15 protein-coding genes are annotated in these 16035 nt (G+C 71.4%); 2 read left to right on the forward strand and 13 right to left on the reverse strand.

What is annotated here, in order from left to right:
* Nucleotides 1-14: 14 nt before the first annotated feature.
* Nucleotides 15-641, reverse strand: coding sequence for a LysE family transporter (locus ACN27G_RS18830; protein ID WP_421494105.1), 627 nt, complete (start codon nt 639-641; stop codon nt 15-17).
* A 298-nt stretch (nt 642-939) separates the two neighbouring features.
* Here ACN27G_RS18830 and ACN27G_RS18835 point away from each other — a divergent pair, with 298 nt between their 5' ends.
* Nucleotides 940-4206 carry a penicillin acylase family protein gene (locus ACN27G_RS18835; RefSeq protein ID WP_421494106.1) on the forward strand — a complete coding sequence of 1089 codons (3267 nt, stop codon included), beginning with the start codon at nt 940-942 and terminating at the stop codon, nt 4204-4206.
* Between the two features lie 61 nt (nt 4207-4267).
* Here the strand turns inward: ACN27G_RS18835 and ACN27G_RS18840 are convergent, their stop codons facing one another.
* The 9 genes from ACN27G_RS18840 to ACN27G_RS18880 all read right to left on the reverse strand — a co-directional run bounded on the left by ACN27G_RS18840 (nt 4268) and on the right by ACN27G_RS18880 (nt 12170).
* Nucleotides 4268-5218 carry a DUF559 domain-containing protein gene (locus tag ACN27G_RS18840; RefSeq protein ID WP_421497378.1) on the reverse strand — a complete coding sequence of 317 codons (951 nt, stop codon included), beginning with the start codon at nt 5216-5218 and terminating at the stop codon, nt 4268-4270.
* A gap of 159 nt (nt 5219-5377) precedes the next feature.
* The gene (locus ACN27G_RS18845; RefSeq protein ID WP_421494107.1) at nt 5378-5854 is read right to left on the reverse strand and encodes a metal-sulfur cluster assembly factor; all 477 of its coding nucleotides are present in this window, start codon (nt 5852-5854) and stop codon (nt 5378-5380) included.
* Nucleotides 5851-6342 (reverse strand): Fe-S cluster assembly sulfur transfer protein SufU, encoded by a 492-nt coding sequence (sufU, locus tag ACN27G_RS18850; protein WP_421497379.1) that lies wholly within the window; start codon nt 6340-6342, stop codon nt 5851-5853. Before sufU ends, ACN27G_RS18845 begins: the two co-directional genes overlap by 4 nt.
* Nucleotides 6342-7649, reverse strand: a complete 1308-nt coding sequence (locus tag ACN27G_RS18855; protein WP_421494108.1) for a cysteine desulfurase — start codon at nt 7647-7649, stop codon at nt 6342-6344. The genes sufU and ACN27G_RS18855 overlap by 1 nt, the downstream gene beginning before the upstream one ends.
* 23 nt (nt 7650-7672) lie before the next feature.
* Nucleotides 7673-8446 (reverse strand): Fe-S cluster assembly ATPase SufC, encoded by a 774-nt coding sequence (gene sufC, locus ACN27G_RS18860; RefSeq protein WP_421494109.1) that lies wholly within the window; start codon nt 8444-8446, stop codon nt 7673-7675.
* Nucleotides 8443-8772 carry a non-heme iron oxygenase ferredoxin subunit gene (locus ACN27G_RS18865; RefSeq protein WP_421494110.1) on the reverse strand — a complete coding sequence of 110 codons (330 nt, stop codon included), beginning with the start codon at nt 8770-8772 and terminating at the stop codon, nt 8443-8445. Before ACN27G_RS18865 ends, sufC begins: the two co-directional genes overlap by 4 nt.
* A complete protein-coding gene (gene sufD, locus ACN27G_RS18870) occupies nt 8772-9977 on the reverse strand; it encodes a Fe-S cluster assembly protein SufD (protein WP_421494111.1) in 1206 nt (401 codons plus the stop codon). Before sufD ends, ACN27G_RS18865 begins: the two co-directional genes overlap by 1 nt.
* Nucleotides 9978-10029: 52 nt before the next feature.
* Nucleotides 10030-11460 (reverse strand): Fe-S cluster assembly protein SufB, encoded by a 1431-nt coding sequence (gene sufB, locus ACN27G_RS18875; protein WP_421494112.1) that lies wholly within the window; start codon nt 11458-11460, stop codon nt 10030-10032.
* Nucleotides 11457-12170 carry a helix-turn-helix transcriptional regulator gene (locus ACN27G_RS18880; protein ID WP_421497380.1) on the reverse strand — a complete coding sequence of 238 codons (714 nt, stop codon included), beginning with the start codon at nt 12168-12170 and terminating at the stop codon, nt 11457-11459. Before ACN27G_RS18880 ends, sufB begins: the two co-directional genes overlap by 4 nt.
* 170 nt (nt 12171-12340) lie before the next feature.
* Between ACN27G_RS18880 and ACN27G_RS18885 the strand changes: the two genes are divergently transcribed.
* Nucleotides 12341-13291, forward strand: coding sequence for a COX15/CtaA family protein (locus tag ACN27G_RS18885; protein ID WP_421494113.1), 951 nt, complete (start codon nt 12341-12343; stop codon nt 13289-13291).
* A gap of 53 nt (nt 13292-13344) precedes the next feature.
* On the opposite strand, the gene ACN27G_RS18890 is transcribed toward ACN27G_RS18885, so the two are convergent.
* The 3 genes from ACN27G_RS18890 to ACN27G_RS18900 all read right to left on the reverse strand — a co-directional run bounded on the left by ACN27G_RS18890 (nt 13345) and on the right by ACN27G_RS18900 (nt 15802).
* Nucleotides 13345-14283 carry an ATP-grasp domain-containing protein gene (locus tag ACN27G_RS18890; protein ID WP_421497381.1) on the reverse strand — a complete coding sequence of 313 codons (939 nt, stop codon included), beginning with the start codon at nt 14281-14283 and terminating at the stop codon, nt 13345-13347.
* Between the two features lie 3 nt (nt 14284-14286).
* Nucleotides 14287-14622, reverse strand: a complete 336-nt coding sequence (locus tag ACN27G_RS18895) for a hypothetical protein (RefSeq protein ID WP_421494114.1) — start codon at nt 14620-14622, stop codon at nt 14287-14289.
* Between the two features lie 232 nt (nt 14623-14854).
* Nucleotides 14855-15802, reverse strand: coding sequence for a heme o synthase (locus ACN27G_RS18900; protein WP_421494115.1), 948 nt, complete (start codon nt 15800-15802; stop codon nt 14855-14857).
* Nucleotides 15803-16035: the final 233 nt, after the last annotated feature.

Genomic DNA, 16035 nt, shown 5'->3' on the forward strand with positions numbered 1-16035 from the left:
GGCAGCAGCGCGGCTCACCCCAGGAGCACCTTCAGGGCGAGCACCGTGATCAGCGCGCTGGAGGCGAGGGCGGTGCCCAGCCGGCCCCGGGGTCCGGAAAGCATCCGGCCGACCAGCGAGCCACCGGAGGCGATCAGCAGCTGCCAGCTCGCCGAGGCGGCGAACGCGGCGACGACGAAGAGCAGCTCGCCGCTTGCCGGCCACTCCTGCGCGGCCCGCCGGCCGAGCACCAGGGCGGCGAAGTAGAGGATCGTCATCGGGTTCAACAGGGTGAGCGCCAGCAGGCCGGCGTACGCCCGGGCCGGCGTGCCCAGGCTCCGGCCGGTCCTGGCCGCCCGCGCCGGATCCGCCCGGTGCCGCAGCGCGCTCCAGGCGCCCGCCCCGGCCAGCGCCAGCAGTACGCCGACGGCGATCCAGCGCAGCGCTCCGGCGACCGGCTCGACCAGCCCGGCCAGCGCGGCCCCGCCGAGCACGGCGATCCCCGCGTACAGGCCGTCGGCCGTGGCGACGCCGAGTGCGGCGGCCGCCCCGACCCGGATCGAGGTCCGAGCGGTCAACCCGAGCACGAGGATCGCGATGGCACCTACCGGTACGGCGACGCCGTACCCGGCGAGCAGGCCGGCGACGATGGCGTCGGTCATGACCGTGTCGGGGTGACCGTGGCCGGCCCGGTGCACCAGCGCTGTCGCCGGGTGGCCCGAACGGCCACGACGGCGGTTGCGACGGTCCACAGGGTAGGCGCGATCACGCGACGATTCTGGACCGGAACCGGCCGTTCCGCGACGGAATATCCGCGTGACGCGCGGGTGTGCGCCGGCCCACCGAGCCGATTCGAACCCATCTTTGCTGATCCAGGGCTATCTATCGACCACTCCGAGTGGTTACCATCCGGTAGCCGAAGGTCTCTCATGTTCGTCCGTACCGGCGGAAGGATTCCCGATGGCTCACCGTCCCCGTCGTCGCGCCGCCGCCGGGGTCGCGGTGCTCAGCGCGGCCGTGCTCGCGCTGACCGCCGCCCCCGCACCCGCCGCCCCACCCGCCAGCACCCGCACCGCCCACGCCAGCACGCTCACCGCCACCCTGACCGCCCACGCCGGCACGCTCACCGCCGCCTTCGCGGCCGGCGACCACTGCCTCGGTGAGTGCGCCGACATCCTGCCCCCCGGCCAGAACGGCAACGCCACCCTGGTGGAGATCCTCGCCAACCAGACGCTGGGCGTACTCCCCCGGCACGCCGGCGACCAGCTCGACCGCTACGCCCGCCTGGTCTACGGGTACGCGGGGCTGCGCGAGGAGCAGCTCGGCGAGTTCTTCAACGACGCGTCCTTCGGGGTGCCGCCCGGCCAGGCCGAACGCACCTACTCACCCCGCTCCGACGTCACCGTCGTCCGGGACCGGGCGACCGGCATCCCGCACGTCACCGGCACCACCCGGGCCGGCACCGTCTACGGCGCCGGATACGTCGGGGCGGAGGACCGGCTCTTCACCATGGACCTGCTCCGGCACGTCGGTCGGGGCACGCTCACCTCCTTCGCCGGCGGCGCACCGGGCAACCGGGCCCTGGAGCAGAGCGTCTGGCGGAACTCGCCGTATACGGACGCGGAGCTGGCGGCCCAGGTCGAGGCGCTGCGCGAGCGCGGGCCCCGGGGCGAACAGCTCTACGACGACGTCCGCGAGTACATCGCCGGGATCAACGCCTACATCCGGCACTGCATGGCCAACCGCAACTGTCCCGGCGAGTACGTCCTGGCCGGACACCTGGACGCGATCACCAACGAGGGCGGGCCGGAGCCGTTCGAGATGACCGACCTGATCGCGATCTCGGGTGTGATCGGCGGGTTGTTCGGCGGCGGTGGCGGCCACGAGATGCAGTCCGCGCTGGTCCGGATCGCCGCCCGGGCCCGCTACGGCCCGGTCGAGGGGGACCGGGTGTGGACGGCGTTCCGGATGCGGAACAACCCGGAAACGGTGTTGACCCTGCACGACGGGCAGAGCTTCCCGTACGGCGATGCCGACCCGGACGCGCCGAGCGTCGTGCTGCCGGACGCCGGCTCGGTCCGGGTCGAACCGGTCACCGAGAACCCGACCGGCTCGGCCCGGCGCTCCACCGGCGGAGCGTCCGAACTGGCCGCCGCGCTCTCCGGGCTGACCATCACCCCCAGGGGCATGTCCAATGCCGCCGTGATCTCCGGGGCGCACTCCGCCACCGGCCATCCGATCGCCGTCTTCGGCCCGCAGACCGGATACTTCGCGCCGCAACTGCTGATGATGCAGGAGTTGCAGGGGCCGGGGATCAGCGCCCGGGGCGCCGCCTTCGCCGGGGTCAACCTCTACGTGCTGCTCGGCCGGGGCCAGGATTATGCCTGGAGCGCCACCTCGGCCACCCAGGACATCACCGACACCTACGCCGTGCCGCTCTGCACGACCGACGGCAGCGCGCCGACGCTGGCCAGCGACCATTACCGGTACCGGGGCGAGTGCCTGCCGATGGAGGAGATCGCGCACGTCAACTCGTGGCGGCCGACATTGGCGGACGACACGGCGGCCGGCTCGTACACGCTTGTCGCCAGGCGCACGAAACTCGGGCTGGTGGCCTGGCGGGGCACCGTGGCCGGGGCGCCGCACGCCTTCACCCAGCTCCGCTCGACGTACCGGCACGAGGCCGACTCGGCGATCGGGTTCCAGATCTTCAACGACCCCGCCGCGATGGGCGACGCCGGCCGGTTCACCGCCGCGGCCGCCGAGATCGGGTACGCTTTCAACTGGTTCTACGTCAACTCGCGCCAGGCGGCGTACTACAACTCCGGGCTCAATCCGATCCGGGCCGCCGGCGCCAACCCTCATCTGCCGATGCGGGCCGAACCGGCGTACGAGTGGCAGGGCTTCGACCCGGAGACCAACAAAGCCGACTACCACCCGGCGTCGGCGCACCCGAACTCGGTCGACCAGGACTACTACGTGAGCTGGAACAACAAGCAGGCCGCCGACTACAGCGCGGCGGACGGCAACTTCAGCTTCGGCCCGGTGCACCGGGGCGACCTGCTGGACCGGCCGATCCGGGCGGCGATCGAGGCCGGGCAGAAGTTCGACCGCGCCTCGCTGACCGCCCTGGTGCAGCGGGCCGGCCTGACCGACCTGCGCGGGATCGAGGTGCTGGACGAGCTGCTCCGGGTGCTGGAGAGCCAACCGATCACCGACGCCGCCCTGGCCGGGATGGTCGACCGGCTCAGGGCATGGCGGCAGGTCGGGGCGCTGCGGGTGGAGACGGCGGAGGGCTCGGAGACCTACCAGCACGCCGAGGCGATCCGGATCTTCGACGCCTGGTGGCCGCTGCTGGTCCGGGGCCAGTTCGCCGGGCCGCTCGGCACCGACCTCTACGGCGCGCTGGTGAACGCGATGCAGATCAACGAGTCACCCTCCGGGCACCAGCAGGGCGACGCCTCGGACCTGCCCGGTTCGGCCGCCGCCGGCCAGACCCACAAGGGGTCGTCGTTCCAGCAGGGTTGGTGGGGCTATGTCGACGCCGACCTGCGGGCGGTGCTGGGCGAGCCGGTCTCCGGTGGGCTCGGCCGGACCTACTGCGGCGACGGAGACCTGGCGGCCTGCCGGCAGATCCTGCTGGACACGCTGCGCACCGCCGCCGGCACCCCGGCCGCCGAGGTCTACCCCGGTGACGAGTACTGCGCGGCCGGCGACCAGTGGTGCGCGGACGCCATCGTGCACTCCCCGCTCGGCGGCATCCGGCAGGACATCATCGCCTGGCAGAACCGGCCCACGTACCAGCAGGTGGTCTCCTTCCCGGCCGGACGCGGCGACGACCTGACGAACCTGGCCCTGGGCCGGCCGGTGAAGGCGTCGAGCACCCAGCTCGGCCGGCCGGCGGCCCGGGCGGTCGACGGCGACCTCGACACCCGTTGGGCGAGCTCCTGGTCGGACAACCAGTCGATCACCGTCGATCTCGGCGCCGTCCGGCAGGTGAGTCGGGTGGTGCTGCGCTGGGAGGCGGCGTACGCGCGGTCGTACCGGATCGAGGTCTCCACCGACGGCACCACCTGGCGCACCGTCTGGTCGACCACGGCCGGCGACGGCAACACCGACACCGTCGCCTTCCCGACAACCTCCGCCCACCACCTCCGCCTACACGCCCTCACCCGCGCCACCCCCTACGGCATCTCCCTCTGGGAACTCGAGGCATACCCGCACTGAGTTACCGCGTAGATCTTGACGATCTGTTGTCGTTCCCGCGACAACAGATCGTCAAGATCTCCTACTCATCGGGCCATGGGCGCCAGCCGGCGGCGGTGAGGGCGCGGCGGAGTTGCTCGGCGACCTCGGCGGGGCGGTGACGGATCTGAGCGGCGGAGAAGCGCAGCACCCGGTCGCCGTCGAGCCACACCTCGTTCTGCCGGCGCATGTCCGCCTCCCAGTGGCGTACGTCCATGTGGTGCGCACCGTCCACCTCCACGTGCAGCCGCCACCGCCGCCAGCACGCGTCCAGATAACGCATCCGACCGGCGGCATCCCGGCGCCGCTCCTGGAGGTCGGGCCGGGGCAGCCGGTAGCGGCGGCAGAGCCGGACGAAGTCGATCTCGGAGAGCGCCTCCGCGCCGCCCTGCGCGTCCCGGGCCGTCTCCAGCACCAACGCGCGGCGGCGTGCCCGGGGCAGCACCCCGGCCACCTCGACGATCTCCTCGGGGCGTACCAGGCGTTGCTGGCAACCTGCCGCGATCATCGACCGCGCCTCGTCGTCGCTGCGCGCCCAGCCGGCCGCGTCCACCAGGGAGCGGGCGGTACCGGTCCGGGTCGGACGTGCCGCCTGCACCTGATCCGGCGGCAGCGACCTGGTCCGGTGCACCCGCACTCCGGGCATCCCGGGCTCGAGCCGGCGGCGGGCGGTCGAGGTGCTGTGCCCGTCCGGAACGAGTACGTCGATCGGCTCCCGCCGGAAGCCCCGCAGCCCCGCCTCGGCCGCCGCGGTGAGGCCGGCCAGCACCGCGTCCGCGCCGACCGAGAGCACCGCCACCCAGAGCTGTTGTGGCCGGGTCAGCTCACCGGGATGCGCCACCAGTACGCCGCGACACCACCGCCGCCACCGCCCTGTCGCCAACAGGTGCCGCACCCTGCCCGGCGAGAGCGCCCGGCTGGCCTGCGCCCAGCTCACCACCTGCGACTGGTTGAACAGCAACCAGTCCAACTCGCTGTCGTCGTCCCCCGGCATCCGCACCCGGAAAGCTCAGCCGAGATCTTGACGATCTGTTGTCGCGGGAACGACAACAGATCGTCAAGATTCACGACATCCGCGAAGCGCCCAGCGCGGCGCGGGCGCGGCGCGGGCGCGGCGCCGCGCGGGCGCGGGCGCGGGCGCGGGGCGGGTGGGTCAGACGTTGAAGCCGAGGGTGCGGAGTTGGTCGCGGCCCTCGTCGGTGATCTTGTCGGGGCCCCACGGCGGCATCCAGACCCAGTTGATCCGGAGGTCGGAGACGATGCCGCCGCCCGGTCCGGTGGTCAGGGCCTGCCGGGCCTGGTCCTCGATCACGTCGGTCAGCGGGCAGGCCGCCGAGGTCAGCGTCATGTCCAGGGTCGCCACGTTCTCGTCGTCGACGTGGACGCCGTAGACCAGGCCCAGGTCGACCACGTTGATGCCGAGCTCGGGATCGACGACGTCCCTCATCGCCTCCTCGACGTCGGCGACCGCCGCCCTGCCGGCCGCACCGGCCGCCCCGGCCGCACCAGCCGACCCCGCCGCAGCGGCCGACCCCGCCGCACCGGCCGACCCCACTGCGCCGGTCGGCTCCACGGCACCGGCCGGCGGGGTCACCGCCGTCGACGCGGCCGTCGTGTCCTGATCGGTCATGCCGTCTTCACCTCGTTCCGCTCGTTACTCTCTCCGGCACCGGCCTCGACAACACCCATCCCGGCCCGGGCCGCGGCGTCCTTGAACGCCATCCACGGCAGCAGCGCGCACTTCACCCGGGCCGGATAGCGGGCCACCCCGGCGAACGCCACCGCGTCGCCGAGCAGTCCCTCGTCCGGGGTGACCTGCCCGCGCCCCGACATCAGCTCCACGAAGGCGGCGTGCACCTCGAACGCCTCGCTGCTCTCCCTGCCGGTGAGCAGCTCGTGCAGCACGCTCGCCGACGCCTGGCTGATCGAGCAACCCAGGCCGTCGTACGAGACGTCACTGAGAGTGTCGCCGTCCAGGGTGACCCGGACGGTCACCTCGTCCCCGCAGGTCGGGTTGACGTGGTGCGCCTCGGCGGCGTACGGCTCGCGCAGCCCGCGCCCGTGCGGATGCTTGTAGTGGTCCAGGATTATCTCCTGGTAGAGCTGGTCGACCTGCATCACCCGAACACCTTCCGTACCTGTTCCAGCCCCCGTACCAGGGCGTCGACCTCGCTGGTCGTGGTGTACAGGTAGAACGACGCGCGGGTTGTCGCCGGTACGCCGAACCGCACGCACACCGGTCGCGCACAGTGATGACCGACCCGCACCTCGACGCCCTCGGCGTCCAGGATCTGGCCCACGTCGTGCGGGTGGACGCCCTCCAGCGCGAACGAGATCGTCCCGCCCCGGCCGACCGGCAGCTCCGGGCCGAAGACCCGCAGCCCCGGAACCGTCCCGAGGGCGTCCAGCGCGTACGCGGTCAGTTCCCGCTCGTGCCACTGGATCGCCCGCATGTCGAGCCCGGTCAGGTAGTCCACCGCCGCGCCCAGCGCCACCGCCTCGGCGATCGGCGGTGTGCCCGCCTCGAACCGGGCCGGCGGCGGCGCGTACGTCGAGCCGGCCATGCTCACCGTCTCGATCATCGAACCACCGCCGAAGACCGGCGGCATCGCGGCGAGCAGCTCGGCCCGGCCCCAGAGCACCCCGATCCCGCTCGGCCCGCACATCTTGTGCCCGGTGAAGGCGATGAAGTCGGCGTCCAGGTCGACCACGTCGACCGGCAGGTGCGGCACCGACTGCGAGCAGTCGAGCAGCAGCAGCGCGCCGACCTGGCGGACCCGTTCGGTGATCCGGGCGGTGGCGTTGATCGTGCCGAGGATGTTGGACATGTGCACGATCGAGACGAGCCTGGTCCGCTCGTTGACCAGCTCGTCCAGCCCGGACTCGTCGAGCCGGCCGCCGTCGGTGACCGGGAACCAGCGCAGCGTGGCGCCGGTCCGCTCGCAGAGGAGCTGCCACGGCACGATGTTGGAGTGGTGCTCCATCTCGGAGATCACGATCTCGTCGCCGGGGCCGAGCCGGAACCGCGGGTCGCCGGCCGGGCCGCCGAGCGAGGCGTTGGAGAAGGCGTACGCCACCAGGTTGATCGCCTCGGTGGAGTTCTTGGTGAAGACCACCTCGTCGGCGCTGGGCGCGTTGACGAAGGCCGCCACCTTCGCCCGCGCGCCCTCGTACGCCTCGGTCGCCTCGGTGCCGACCGTGTGCACCGAGCGGGAGACGTTGCCGTTGTGCCGCTCGTAGTGCTCGCGCAGCGCGTCCAGCACCTGCCGGGGCTTCTGCGACGTGTTCGCGCTGTCGAGGTAGACCATCGGGTGGCCGTTGACCTCGCGCCCCAGGATCGGGAAGTCGGCGCGTACCGCCTCGACGTCGTAGCGCGGCACGTCGTCGTACTGTGGCATCCCCGGTGGGATCGCGATGGTGGTCATCTCGACGGTGCCCTTCCGGTCTCTCAGGCCCGGGCCACGCCGGCGCCGGCGACGTAGCGCTCGTAGCCCTCGGCCTCCAGCTTCTCGGCCAGCTCGGGGCCGCCCTCCTCGACGATCCGGCCGGCGACGAAGACGTGCACGAAGTCCGGCCTGATGTAGCGGAGGATCCGGGTGTAGTGGGTGATCAGCAGCAGGCCGGTCTCTCCGGTCTCGCGGACCCGGTTGACGCCCTCGCTGACGACGCGCAGCGCGTCGATGTCGAGGCCGGAGTCGGTCTCGTCGAGGATCGCCACCTTCGGCTTGAGCAGCTCGAGCTGGACGATCTCGTGCCGCTTCTTCTCGCCGCCGGAGAAGCCCTCGTTGACGTTGCGCTGGGCGAACGCCGGGTCCATCTGCAGCCGCTCCATCGCGCCGCGCAGCTCGCCGGCCCAGGTGCGCAGCTTCGGCGCCTCGCCGTCGATCGCGGTCTTCGCGGTACGCAGGAAGTTCGCCACCGACACGCCGGGCACCTCGACCGGGTACTGCATGGCGAGGAAGAGGCCGGCGCGGGCCCGCTCGTCCACGGCCATCGAGAGCACGTCGGCGCCGTCCAGCAGCACCTCGCCGCCGGTGATCTCGTATTTCGGGTGGCCGGCGATCGAGTACGCCAGGGTCGACTTGCCGGACCCGTTCGGGCCCATGATGGCGTGCGTCTCCCCCGCCCGCACGGTGAGGTCGACCCCGGCCAGGATCGGCTTCAGCTCGCCCTCGGGCAGCCGGACCGACACCTGCAGGTCACGGATCTCCAGAACGCTCATGGTGCGGCAACTCCATTGCTCGGTGTGAGACTCAGGTAGACGTCGCCGTCGCGGATCTCGACGGGGTAGACGGGTACGGGTTCGGTGGCGGGCAGCCCGGTCGGCTCGCCGGTACGCAGGTCGAAGCGGGAGCCGTGCAGCCAGCACTCCAGGGTGCAGCCGTCGATCTCGCCCTCGGAGAGCGGCACGGCGGCGTGCGAGCACTCGTCGTATACGGCGTAGAAGTTGCCGTCCTCCGCGTGTACGACGGCGACCTCGGTCCCCTCCACCTCGGCCTGGATCGCGGTGCCCTTCGGCACGTCCTCGGTCGAACAGATCCGGATCATCAGGCCCCGGCCCTCGTCAGCCCTGCTTCAGCATCGACCAGCCGCGCCTCGATCTGGTCGCCGAGCCGCTGCCGCAGCTCCTCGGCCGGGATCTTCTGCAACAGCTCGGCGAAGAAGCCGCGCACCACCAGCCGGCGCGCCTCCTCCTCCGGGATCCCCCGGGCCATCAGGTAGAAGAGCTGCTCGTCGTCGAAGCGCCCGGTCGCGCTGGCGTGCCCGGCGCCGGCCACCTCACCGGTCTCGATCTCCAGGTTGGGCACCGAGTCGGCGCGGGCGCCGTCGGTCAGCACCAGGTTGCGGTTGATCTCGTAGGTGTCGGTGCCGGTCGCCTCGGCCCGGATCAGCACGTCGCCGACCCAGACGGTGTGCGCGCTGGCGCCCTGGAGCGCGCCCCGGTAGCCGACGTAGCTGCGACAGTCCGGCACGCTGTGGTCGACCATCTGCCGGTGCTCCAGGTGCTGCCCGGCGTCGGCGAAGTAGAGGCCGTAGAGCTCGGCCTCGCCGCCCCGGCCGGTGTATTCCACGCTTGTGTACTGCCGGACCAGGTCGCCGCCGAGGCTCACCTGGATGTGCGTCACCTTGGCGTCCCGGCCGAGCCGGACCTTGAGGTGCTGGGCCTGGACGGCGTCCGGGGCCCAGTCGGCGACGGTGACCAGGGTCAGCTTCGCGCCCTCGTCGACGACCACCTCGACGTTGTCGGCCAGGGTGACCGAACCGGTCTGCTCCAGCACCAGCGTCACCTCGGCGAAGCGGCCGACGTCGACGAAGGTGTGCCCGAACGAGGCGCCGTCGGCACCCTGCCCGACCAGCCGGAGGGTCACCGGCTCGGCCGGCCGGGTCTCCGGGGCCACCGCGAGCACCACCGCCTCGCCGGTCCGGCCGTGGGCCAGCGCGCTGATCCGGTCGAACGGGGTCAGCACGCTACCGATCCGGGCGTCACCCTCGTGCACGCCGCCGAAGGTCACCCCGTCCGGCAGCGCGGTGACCTCGTAGCGCAGCCGCCCGGCGACCGGGGTGAACCTGTCGTCGGCGAGGCCGCGCAGCCGCTTCAGCGGGGTGAACCGCCACTCCTCCTCCATGCCGGTCAGGGCCGGGAAGTCGCGGACGTCGTACGAGCGGAGCGTCTGCGCCTTGGTCTGCGCGACCGGTACGGCGGGCGCCTGGCGCGCTCCGGGCGCCTCGGGCGCGAATGCTTCGGTAGTCATCTCTTCCTTGGCCTTGTCTGCGAGAGCCGGGGGGCGGGATCGGGCGTCGGCGTCAGCCGACCGCGCCCTCCATCTGCAGCTCGATCAGCCGGTTGAGCTCCAGGGCGTACTCCATCGGGAGTTCCTTGGCGATCGGCTCGATGAAGCCGCGCACGATCATCGCCATCGCCTCGTCCTCGGTCAGGCCCCGGCTCATCAGGTAGAAGAGCTGGTCCTCGCTGACCTTGGAGACGGTCGCCTCGTGCCCCATCGCCACGTCGTCCTCGCGGATGTCGACGTAGGGGTAGGTGTCCGACCGGGAGATGGTGTCGACAAGCAGCGCGTCGCACTTGACGGTGCTCCTGCTGTGGTGCGAGCCCTCCAGCACCTGGACCAGGCCCCGGTAGGAGGTCCGGCCACCGCCCCGGGCGATCGACTTGGAGACGATCGTGCTGGAGGTGTGCGGCGCGGCGTGCACCATCTTGGCGCCCGCGTCCTGGTGCTGGCCCTCGCCGGCCATCGCCACCGAGAGCACCTCGCCCTTGGCGTGCTCGCCGGTCATCCAGACCGCCGGGTATTTCATCGTCACCTTGGAGCCGATGTTGCCGTCGATCCACTCCATGGTCGCGCCCTCGTGGCAGACCGCCCGCTTGGTGACCAGGTTGTAGACGTTGTTCGACCAGTTCTGGATGGTGGTGTAGCGGCAGCGGGCGTTCTTCTTCACGACGATCTCGACGACCGCGCTGTGCAGCGAGTCGGAGGAGTAGATCGGCGCGGTGCAGCCCTCGACGTAGTGCACGTACGCGCCCTCGTCGACGATGATCAGCGTCCGCTCGAACTGCCCCATGTTCTCGGTGTTGATCCGGAAGTACGCCTGGAGCGGGATCTCCACGTGCACGCCCTTCGGCACGTAGATGAACGAGCCGCCGGACCAGACCGAGGTGTTCAGCGCGGCGAACTTGTTGTCACCGACCGGGATCACGGTGCCGAAGTATTCCTTGAAGAGGTCCTCGTGCTCCTTGAGCGCGGTGTCGGTGTCCAGGAAGACGACGCCCTGCTCCTCCAGGTCCTCGCGGATCTTGTGGTAGACCACCTCGGACTCGTACTGGGCGGCGACGCCGGCGATCAGCCGCTGCTTCTCGGCCTCCGGGATGCCCAGCTTGTCGTAGGTGTTCTTGATGTCCTGCGGGAGGTCGTCCCAGCTCGCGGCCTGCTTCTCGGTCGAGCGGACGAAGTATTTGATGTTGTCGAAGTCGATCCCGCCGAGGTCGGCGCCCCAGTTCGGCATCGGCTTGCGGCCGAAGAGCCGCAGCCCCTTGAGCCGCAGGTCGAGCATCCAGGCGGGCTCGTTCTTCTTGGCGGAGATGTCCCGGACCACCGCCTCGTTCAGGCCACGCTGGGCGGCGGCACCGGCGATGTCGGAGTCGGCCCAGCCGTACTCGTAACGGCCCAGGGCGGCGAGCTGCTCCTCCTGCGTCATGGGCTGGACGATCTGGTCGGTCATCTATCTGTCCTCACACTGCTGACGGAAGGTTTGGGCTGGGCCGGGATGTGCGTGGTGCACACCCCGTCGCCGTGGGCGATGGTGGCGAGGCGCTGCACGTGGGTGCCGATCAGGCGGGAGATGACCGCCGTCTCGGCCTCGCACAGCTGGGGAAACTCCGCGGCCACGTGGACCACCGGGCAGTGGTGCTGGCAGAGCTGGCCACCGGAGGCGATCGTGGACGCGTTGGCAGCGTAGCCCTCCGCGGTCAGCGCCCCGGCGAGCGCCTCGGCCCTGGCCAGCGGATCGTCGCCGGCATCCTCCAGGGCCGCCCGGCAGCGGGCCTCCAGCGACGCGACCTGTTCGGCGGCGAAGGCGTCGACCGCGTCCGGCCCGCCGTGCCGGAAGATCCAGCGGAGCGCGGCGGTGGCCATCCCGTCGTAGGTGTGCGTGCCGCAGCGCCGCCGGCCGGAGTCGGTGAGCCGGAAGATCCTGGCGGGCCGGCCACGGCCCCGCTGGCCGTGCACGACCTGGTCGCGGGCGACCACGTCGCCGTCGGCGAGCATCGCGTCGAGGTGCCGGCGGATCGCCGCCGGGCTGAGCCCCAGCTCCGCGCCGAGCTGTGCGGCGGTGGCCGCACCGTGCTCCAGCAGCAGCTGGGTCACCCGGTCCCGGGTCGGTCGGCCGTCCGGACCGGCGACCCCGGTGGGGACGGTCGCAGCGGCGGGCACGGCGGAGCGGGCGACCGGACCGGTCACCCGTTCCTGCTCCGAGTACGCCGCCAGGTTTTTCACTACGCCAACGTTACGTATTTCGTCCAAGATCCGCAAACCCGGGCCCCGGTGATCCGGACCACCGGACGGCGGATGCGCCGTCCAGCATGATCACATTTGCACGTACGATGGCCGGCGTGAGCCGATTCGGCGAATTTTCTGGCAAACCCACCCTATCGCGACTCGCCCTCGCCTCGGTGGTGGGCAACGTGCTGATCGTCGGGACCGGCGGGGCCGTCCGGCTGACCAAATCCGGGCTCGGCTGCCCGACCTGGCCCCGCTGCACCGACGAGTCGTACGTGACGACCGCCGAGATGGGCCTGCACGGGATGATCGAGTTCGGCAACCGGCTGCTCACCTTCGTGCTCGCCGCCGTGGTGATCGCCGGGGTGATCGCCGCCTGGCAGCAGCGCCCGGCCCGCCGAGGGCTCCGGCTGCTCAGCGTCGGCGCCGCGTTCGGCATCCCGGCGCAGGCGGTCATCGGCGGGATCACCGTGCTCACCGACCTGAACCCGTGGGTGGTCGGGCTGCACTTCCTCGCCTCGATGGCGGTGATCGCCGCCGCGTACGCGTTCTGGCGCCGGACCCTCGGGTCGGACGGGCCGGCCCAACCGACCGTGCCGACCCCGCTGCGTACGCTCGCCCGGCTCACCGCGGTGGTCACGGCGGCCGTGCTGGTGGTCGGCACCTGGGTGACCGGCAGCGGCCCGCACTCCGGCGACTCCGGCGCGGCCCGCAACGGCCTGGATCCGGAGAGCATCTCCCAGGTGCACGCCGACACCGTCTTCCTGCTGCTGGGCCTCTCGGTCGCGATCTGGTTCGCGTTCCGCGCGGTCTCCGCGCCACCGGCCGCGATCCGCGCCGCCGGCCTGCTGATCCTCGCCGAGCTCGGCCAGGGTGTGATCGGCTTCGTGCAGTACCTCACCGGCCTGCCGGTGGCGCTGGTCGGCGCGCACATGCTCGGCTCCTGCCTGGTCTGGCTCGCCGCTCTGGCGGTGCTCTGGTCGACCCGCGAACGCACCGCCGCCGCCACCCTCCCGCCCACCCCCACCGACACCCGCCAGCTGGAACGGGTGTAAGGAAGGGCCCCCGCTTATCGTTTTCTGTTGTAGCGGGGGCCCTTCCTAACCGTTCAGCCGAGCCGGGCGGCGATGGCGTCGGCGAACCGGCCCGGTGCGGCCGGGTCGTGGGCCAGGAAGAGGGAGGGCTCGGTGAGCTCCACCTCGACCAGCACCGGGGCGCCGTCCGGCCCGGGGATCAGGTCGACCCGGGCGTAGAGCGGGCGCGCCGTCCCGCCGGGCAGCGCCGCCAGCACCCGCCCGGCGACCGCGAGCTCGGCGTCGGCGGGCGTACGCGGGGCGATCTGCTCCGGCCGGAACAGCCCGTCGACACCGTGGTCCGGACCGACCAGCATCGGCCCCTTGCGGATCGCGTGACTGAACCGCAGTCCGTCGGGGCCGGACCGCAGTCCGTCCGGGCCGGCGACGAAGAGCAGGGCGGTCTCCCCGGCGGTGTCGACGGCGCTCAGATACGGCTGCACCATGACCCACCGGCCGGCCGCCTGGAGCCGCTTCACGTGTGCGGTGGCGAGTTCCCGGTGTTCGGCGTCGGCGAGGTCGTAACGGCCGGTGTCCAGGCTGCCCGCGCCGACGACGGGCTTGACGACGTACTCGCCGTGCCGCGCCGGGAGGCTCCAGTCCGCGTGGGGATCCAGCCAGTCGGTCGGCACCGTCGGCACCCCGACCCCGGCGAGCTCCCGCAGATAGCGCTTGTCGGTGTTCCAGCGCACCAGATCGGCGGGATTGGCCAGCCGGGGCACGCGCTCGGCCCAGGCGACGAACTCGGCCCGCCGGGGCGGGTAGTCCCAGGGCGAGCGGAGCATCGCCAGCCGGTAGCCGGCCCAGTCCACGGCCGGGTCGTCCCAGACGACCGCGTCGACCCGGATGCCGCGCTCGGCCAGCGGCGCCAGCAACAACCGGTCGTCGGGGTCGAGTCCGGGTAGTTCGGCACAGGTGATGAGAGCGACCCGGGGCTCGTCGCCCCGGGTCGCGCGGATGTTATCGGACAAAATTCATCAACGAGCCAGGGTACGCCGAGACATCGACCGCCATAGGTCGTGACTCGGACGCATCTGGTCCATCAGTTCCCGCTCCCATTCGTTCTCCACGGCGACCCCCGCCTTGGCGCAGGCCAGTCGCGCGACGTCCGTGCTGTCTGCGAACTGGTCAGCCCACGCGCCGTCCTCCCCCACCAGGACAATGCGCGCGCCCCGCTTGCCGACGTACTCGATGACCGCCTTCGCGCCGCCGTGACCGGCGGCAAACGACTGGATGCCGGCGACCAGACCGTTGGGGGTCTGACCCGCTACGGTCTGCTCGGCCGTCGGCGTCGTATCGGAACCATCTGCCATAACGCGAAGCCTAAGCAGACTTCTGCATGAACGAGGGGCAGCTACCGATAATTTGTGATGCCGATTACGGTGAGGTTTACCGAAAGGGCTGGCGGCCTTTGGGTGATTTTTCGGATATAGATGTGATCAATTCACAACCGATATTCACGTTATAGCTCGACAAACGGGATGAAGGGGATAAACGGTCACAAAGTGACCGCCGACCTCGGTCCTGCCGGGTACGCCATGCCGGTCAGAGCAGCGCGTCGACGGCGACCGCGACGAAGACCAGCGTCAGATACGTGATGGACCAGTGGAACAGCCGCATCGGCTTCACCCGCTCACCCCGACCGGCCCGCTGGCGCAACCGGTGCGCCTCGGCGACGAAGACCCCGCCCGTCACCAGAGCGGTGATCCCGTAGACCGGGCCCATGCCCAGCGGCCAGACCAGCACCGAGGCCAGCACCGTCAGCCAGGTGTAGACCACGATCTCCGCCGAGACCCGGCGGATCGACGCCACCACCGGCAGCATCGGGATGCCGGCCCGGGCGTAGTCGTCCCTGAACTTGATCGCCAGCGCGTAGAAGTGCGGCAGTTGCCAGAAGAAGACCACCGCGAAGAGTCCCCAGGCGGCCGGCGCCAGCGAACCGGTGACCGCCGCCCAGCCGATCAGCACCGGGGCCGAGCCGCAGATGCCGCCCCAGAAGGTGTTCTGCCAGGTGGTCCGCTTCAACCACATGGTGTAGACGAGGTCGTAGTAGACGATGGCGCCCAGGGTCAGGCCGGTGGCCAGCCAGTTGGTGAAGACCGCCATCAGGATCACCGAGACCGCCGCCAGGACCAGCCCGAAGACCAGCGCGTTGCGGGGGGCCACGGTGTGCGTGGGCAGCGGACGGCGCTTGGTCCGCTTCATCACCTGGTCGATGTCGCGGTCGATGTAGCAGTTCAGCGCGTTGGCGGCTCCCGCGGCCAGGGATCCGCCGACCAGGACCACCGCGACCAGCCCGAGCGGGGGCAGCCCGTCGGCGGCCAGCATCATCGTCGGCACCGTGGAGATCAGCAGCAGCTCGACGATCCGTGGCTTGGTCAGCGCGACGTAGGCCCGGACCCGGGCCGCGACGTCGCTACGCCGAGCCACCTCGCCCGGGGTCCCCGCAGCCGGGACACCGCCGGTCACGGGGCGCTCGGTGATCATGCTCACGGATTGCCACCTCCGGCGTCGGGCACAGACTGGTCGCTGCGGAAAACAGCTCGGGCCGGCGGATGGCCCGGAGCCAGCACGCCGACCGACAGCCTACGCGTCGTCGTTTTCGCTGCCCGGGCGACCCTTCTCCGGTGCGAACGATCACACTTCCGGCGAACCGCACCACCAGCCCCGAGGTGCGGAGGTACGGCGAGCGACGGACCTGTTCAGCTGCCGGACACCCGACCAGG

Source organism: Plantactinospora sp. WMMB334, assembly GCF_049179095.1.
Lineage (GTDB): Bacteria > Actinomycetota > Actinomycetes > Mycobacteriales > Micromonosporaceae > Plantactinospora.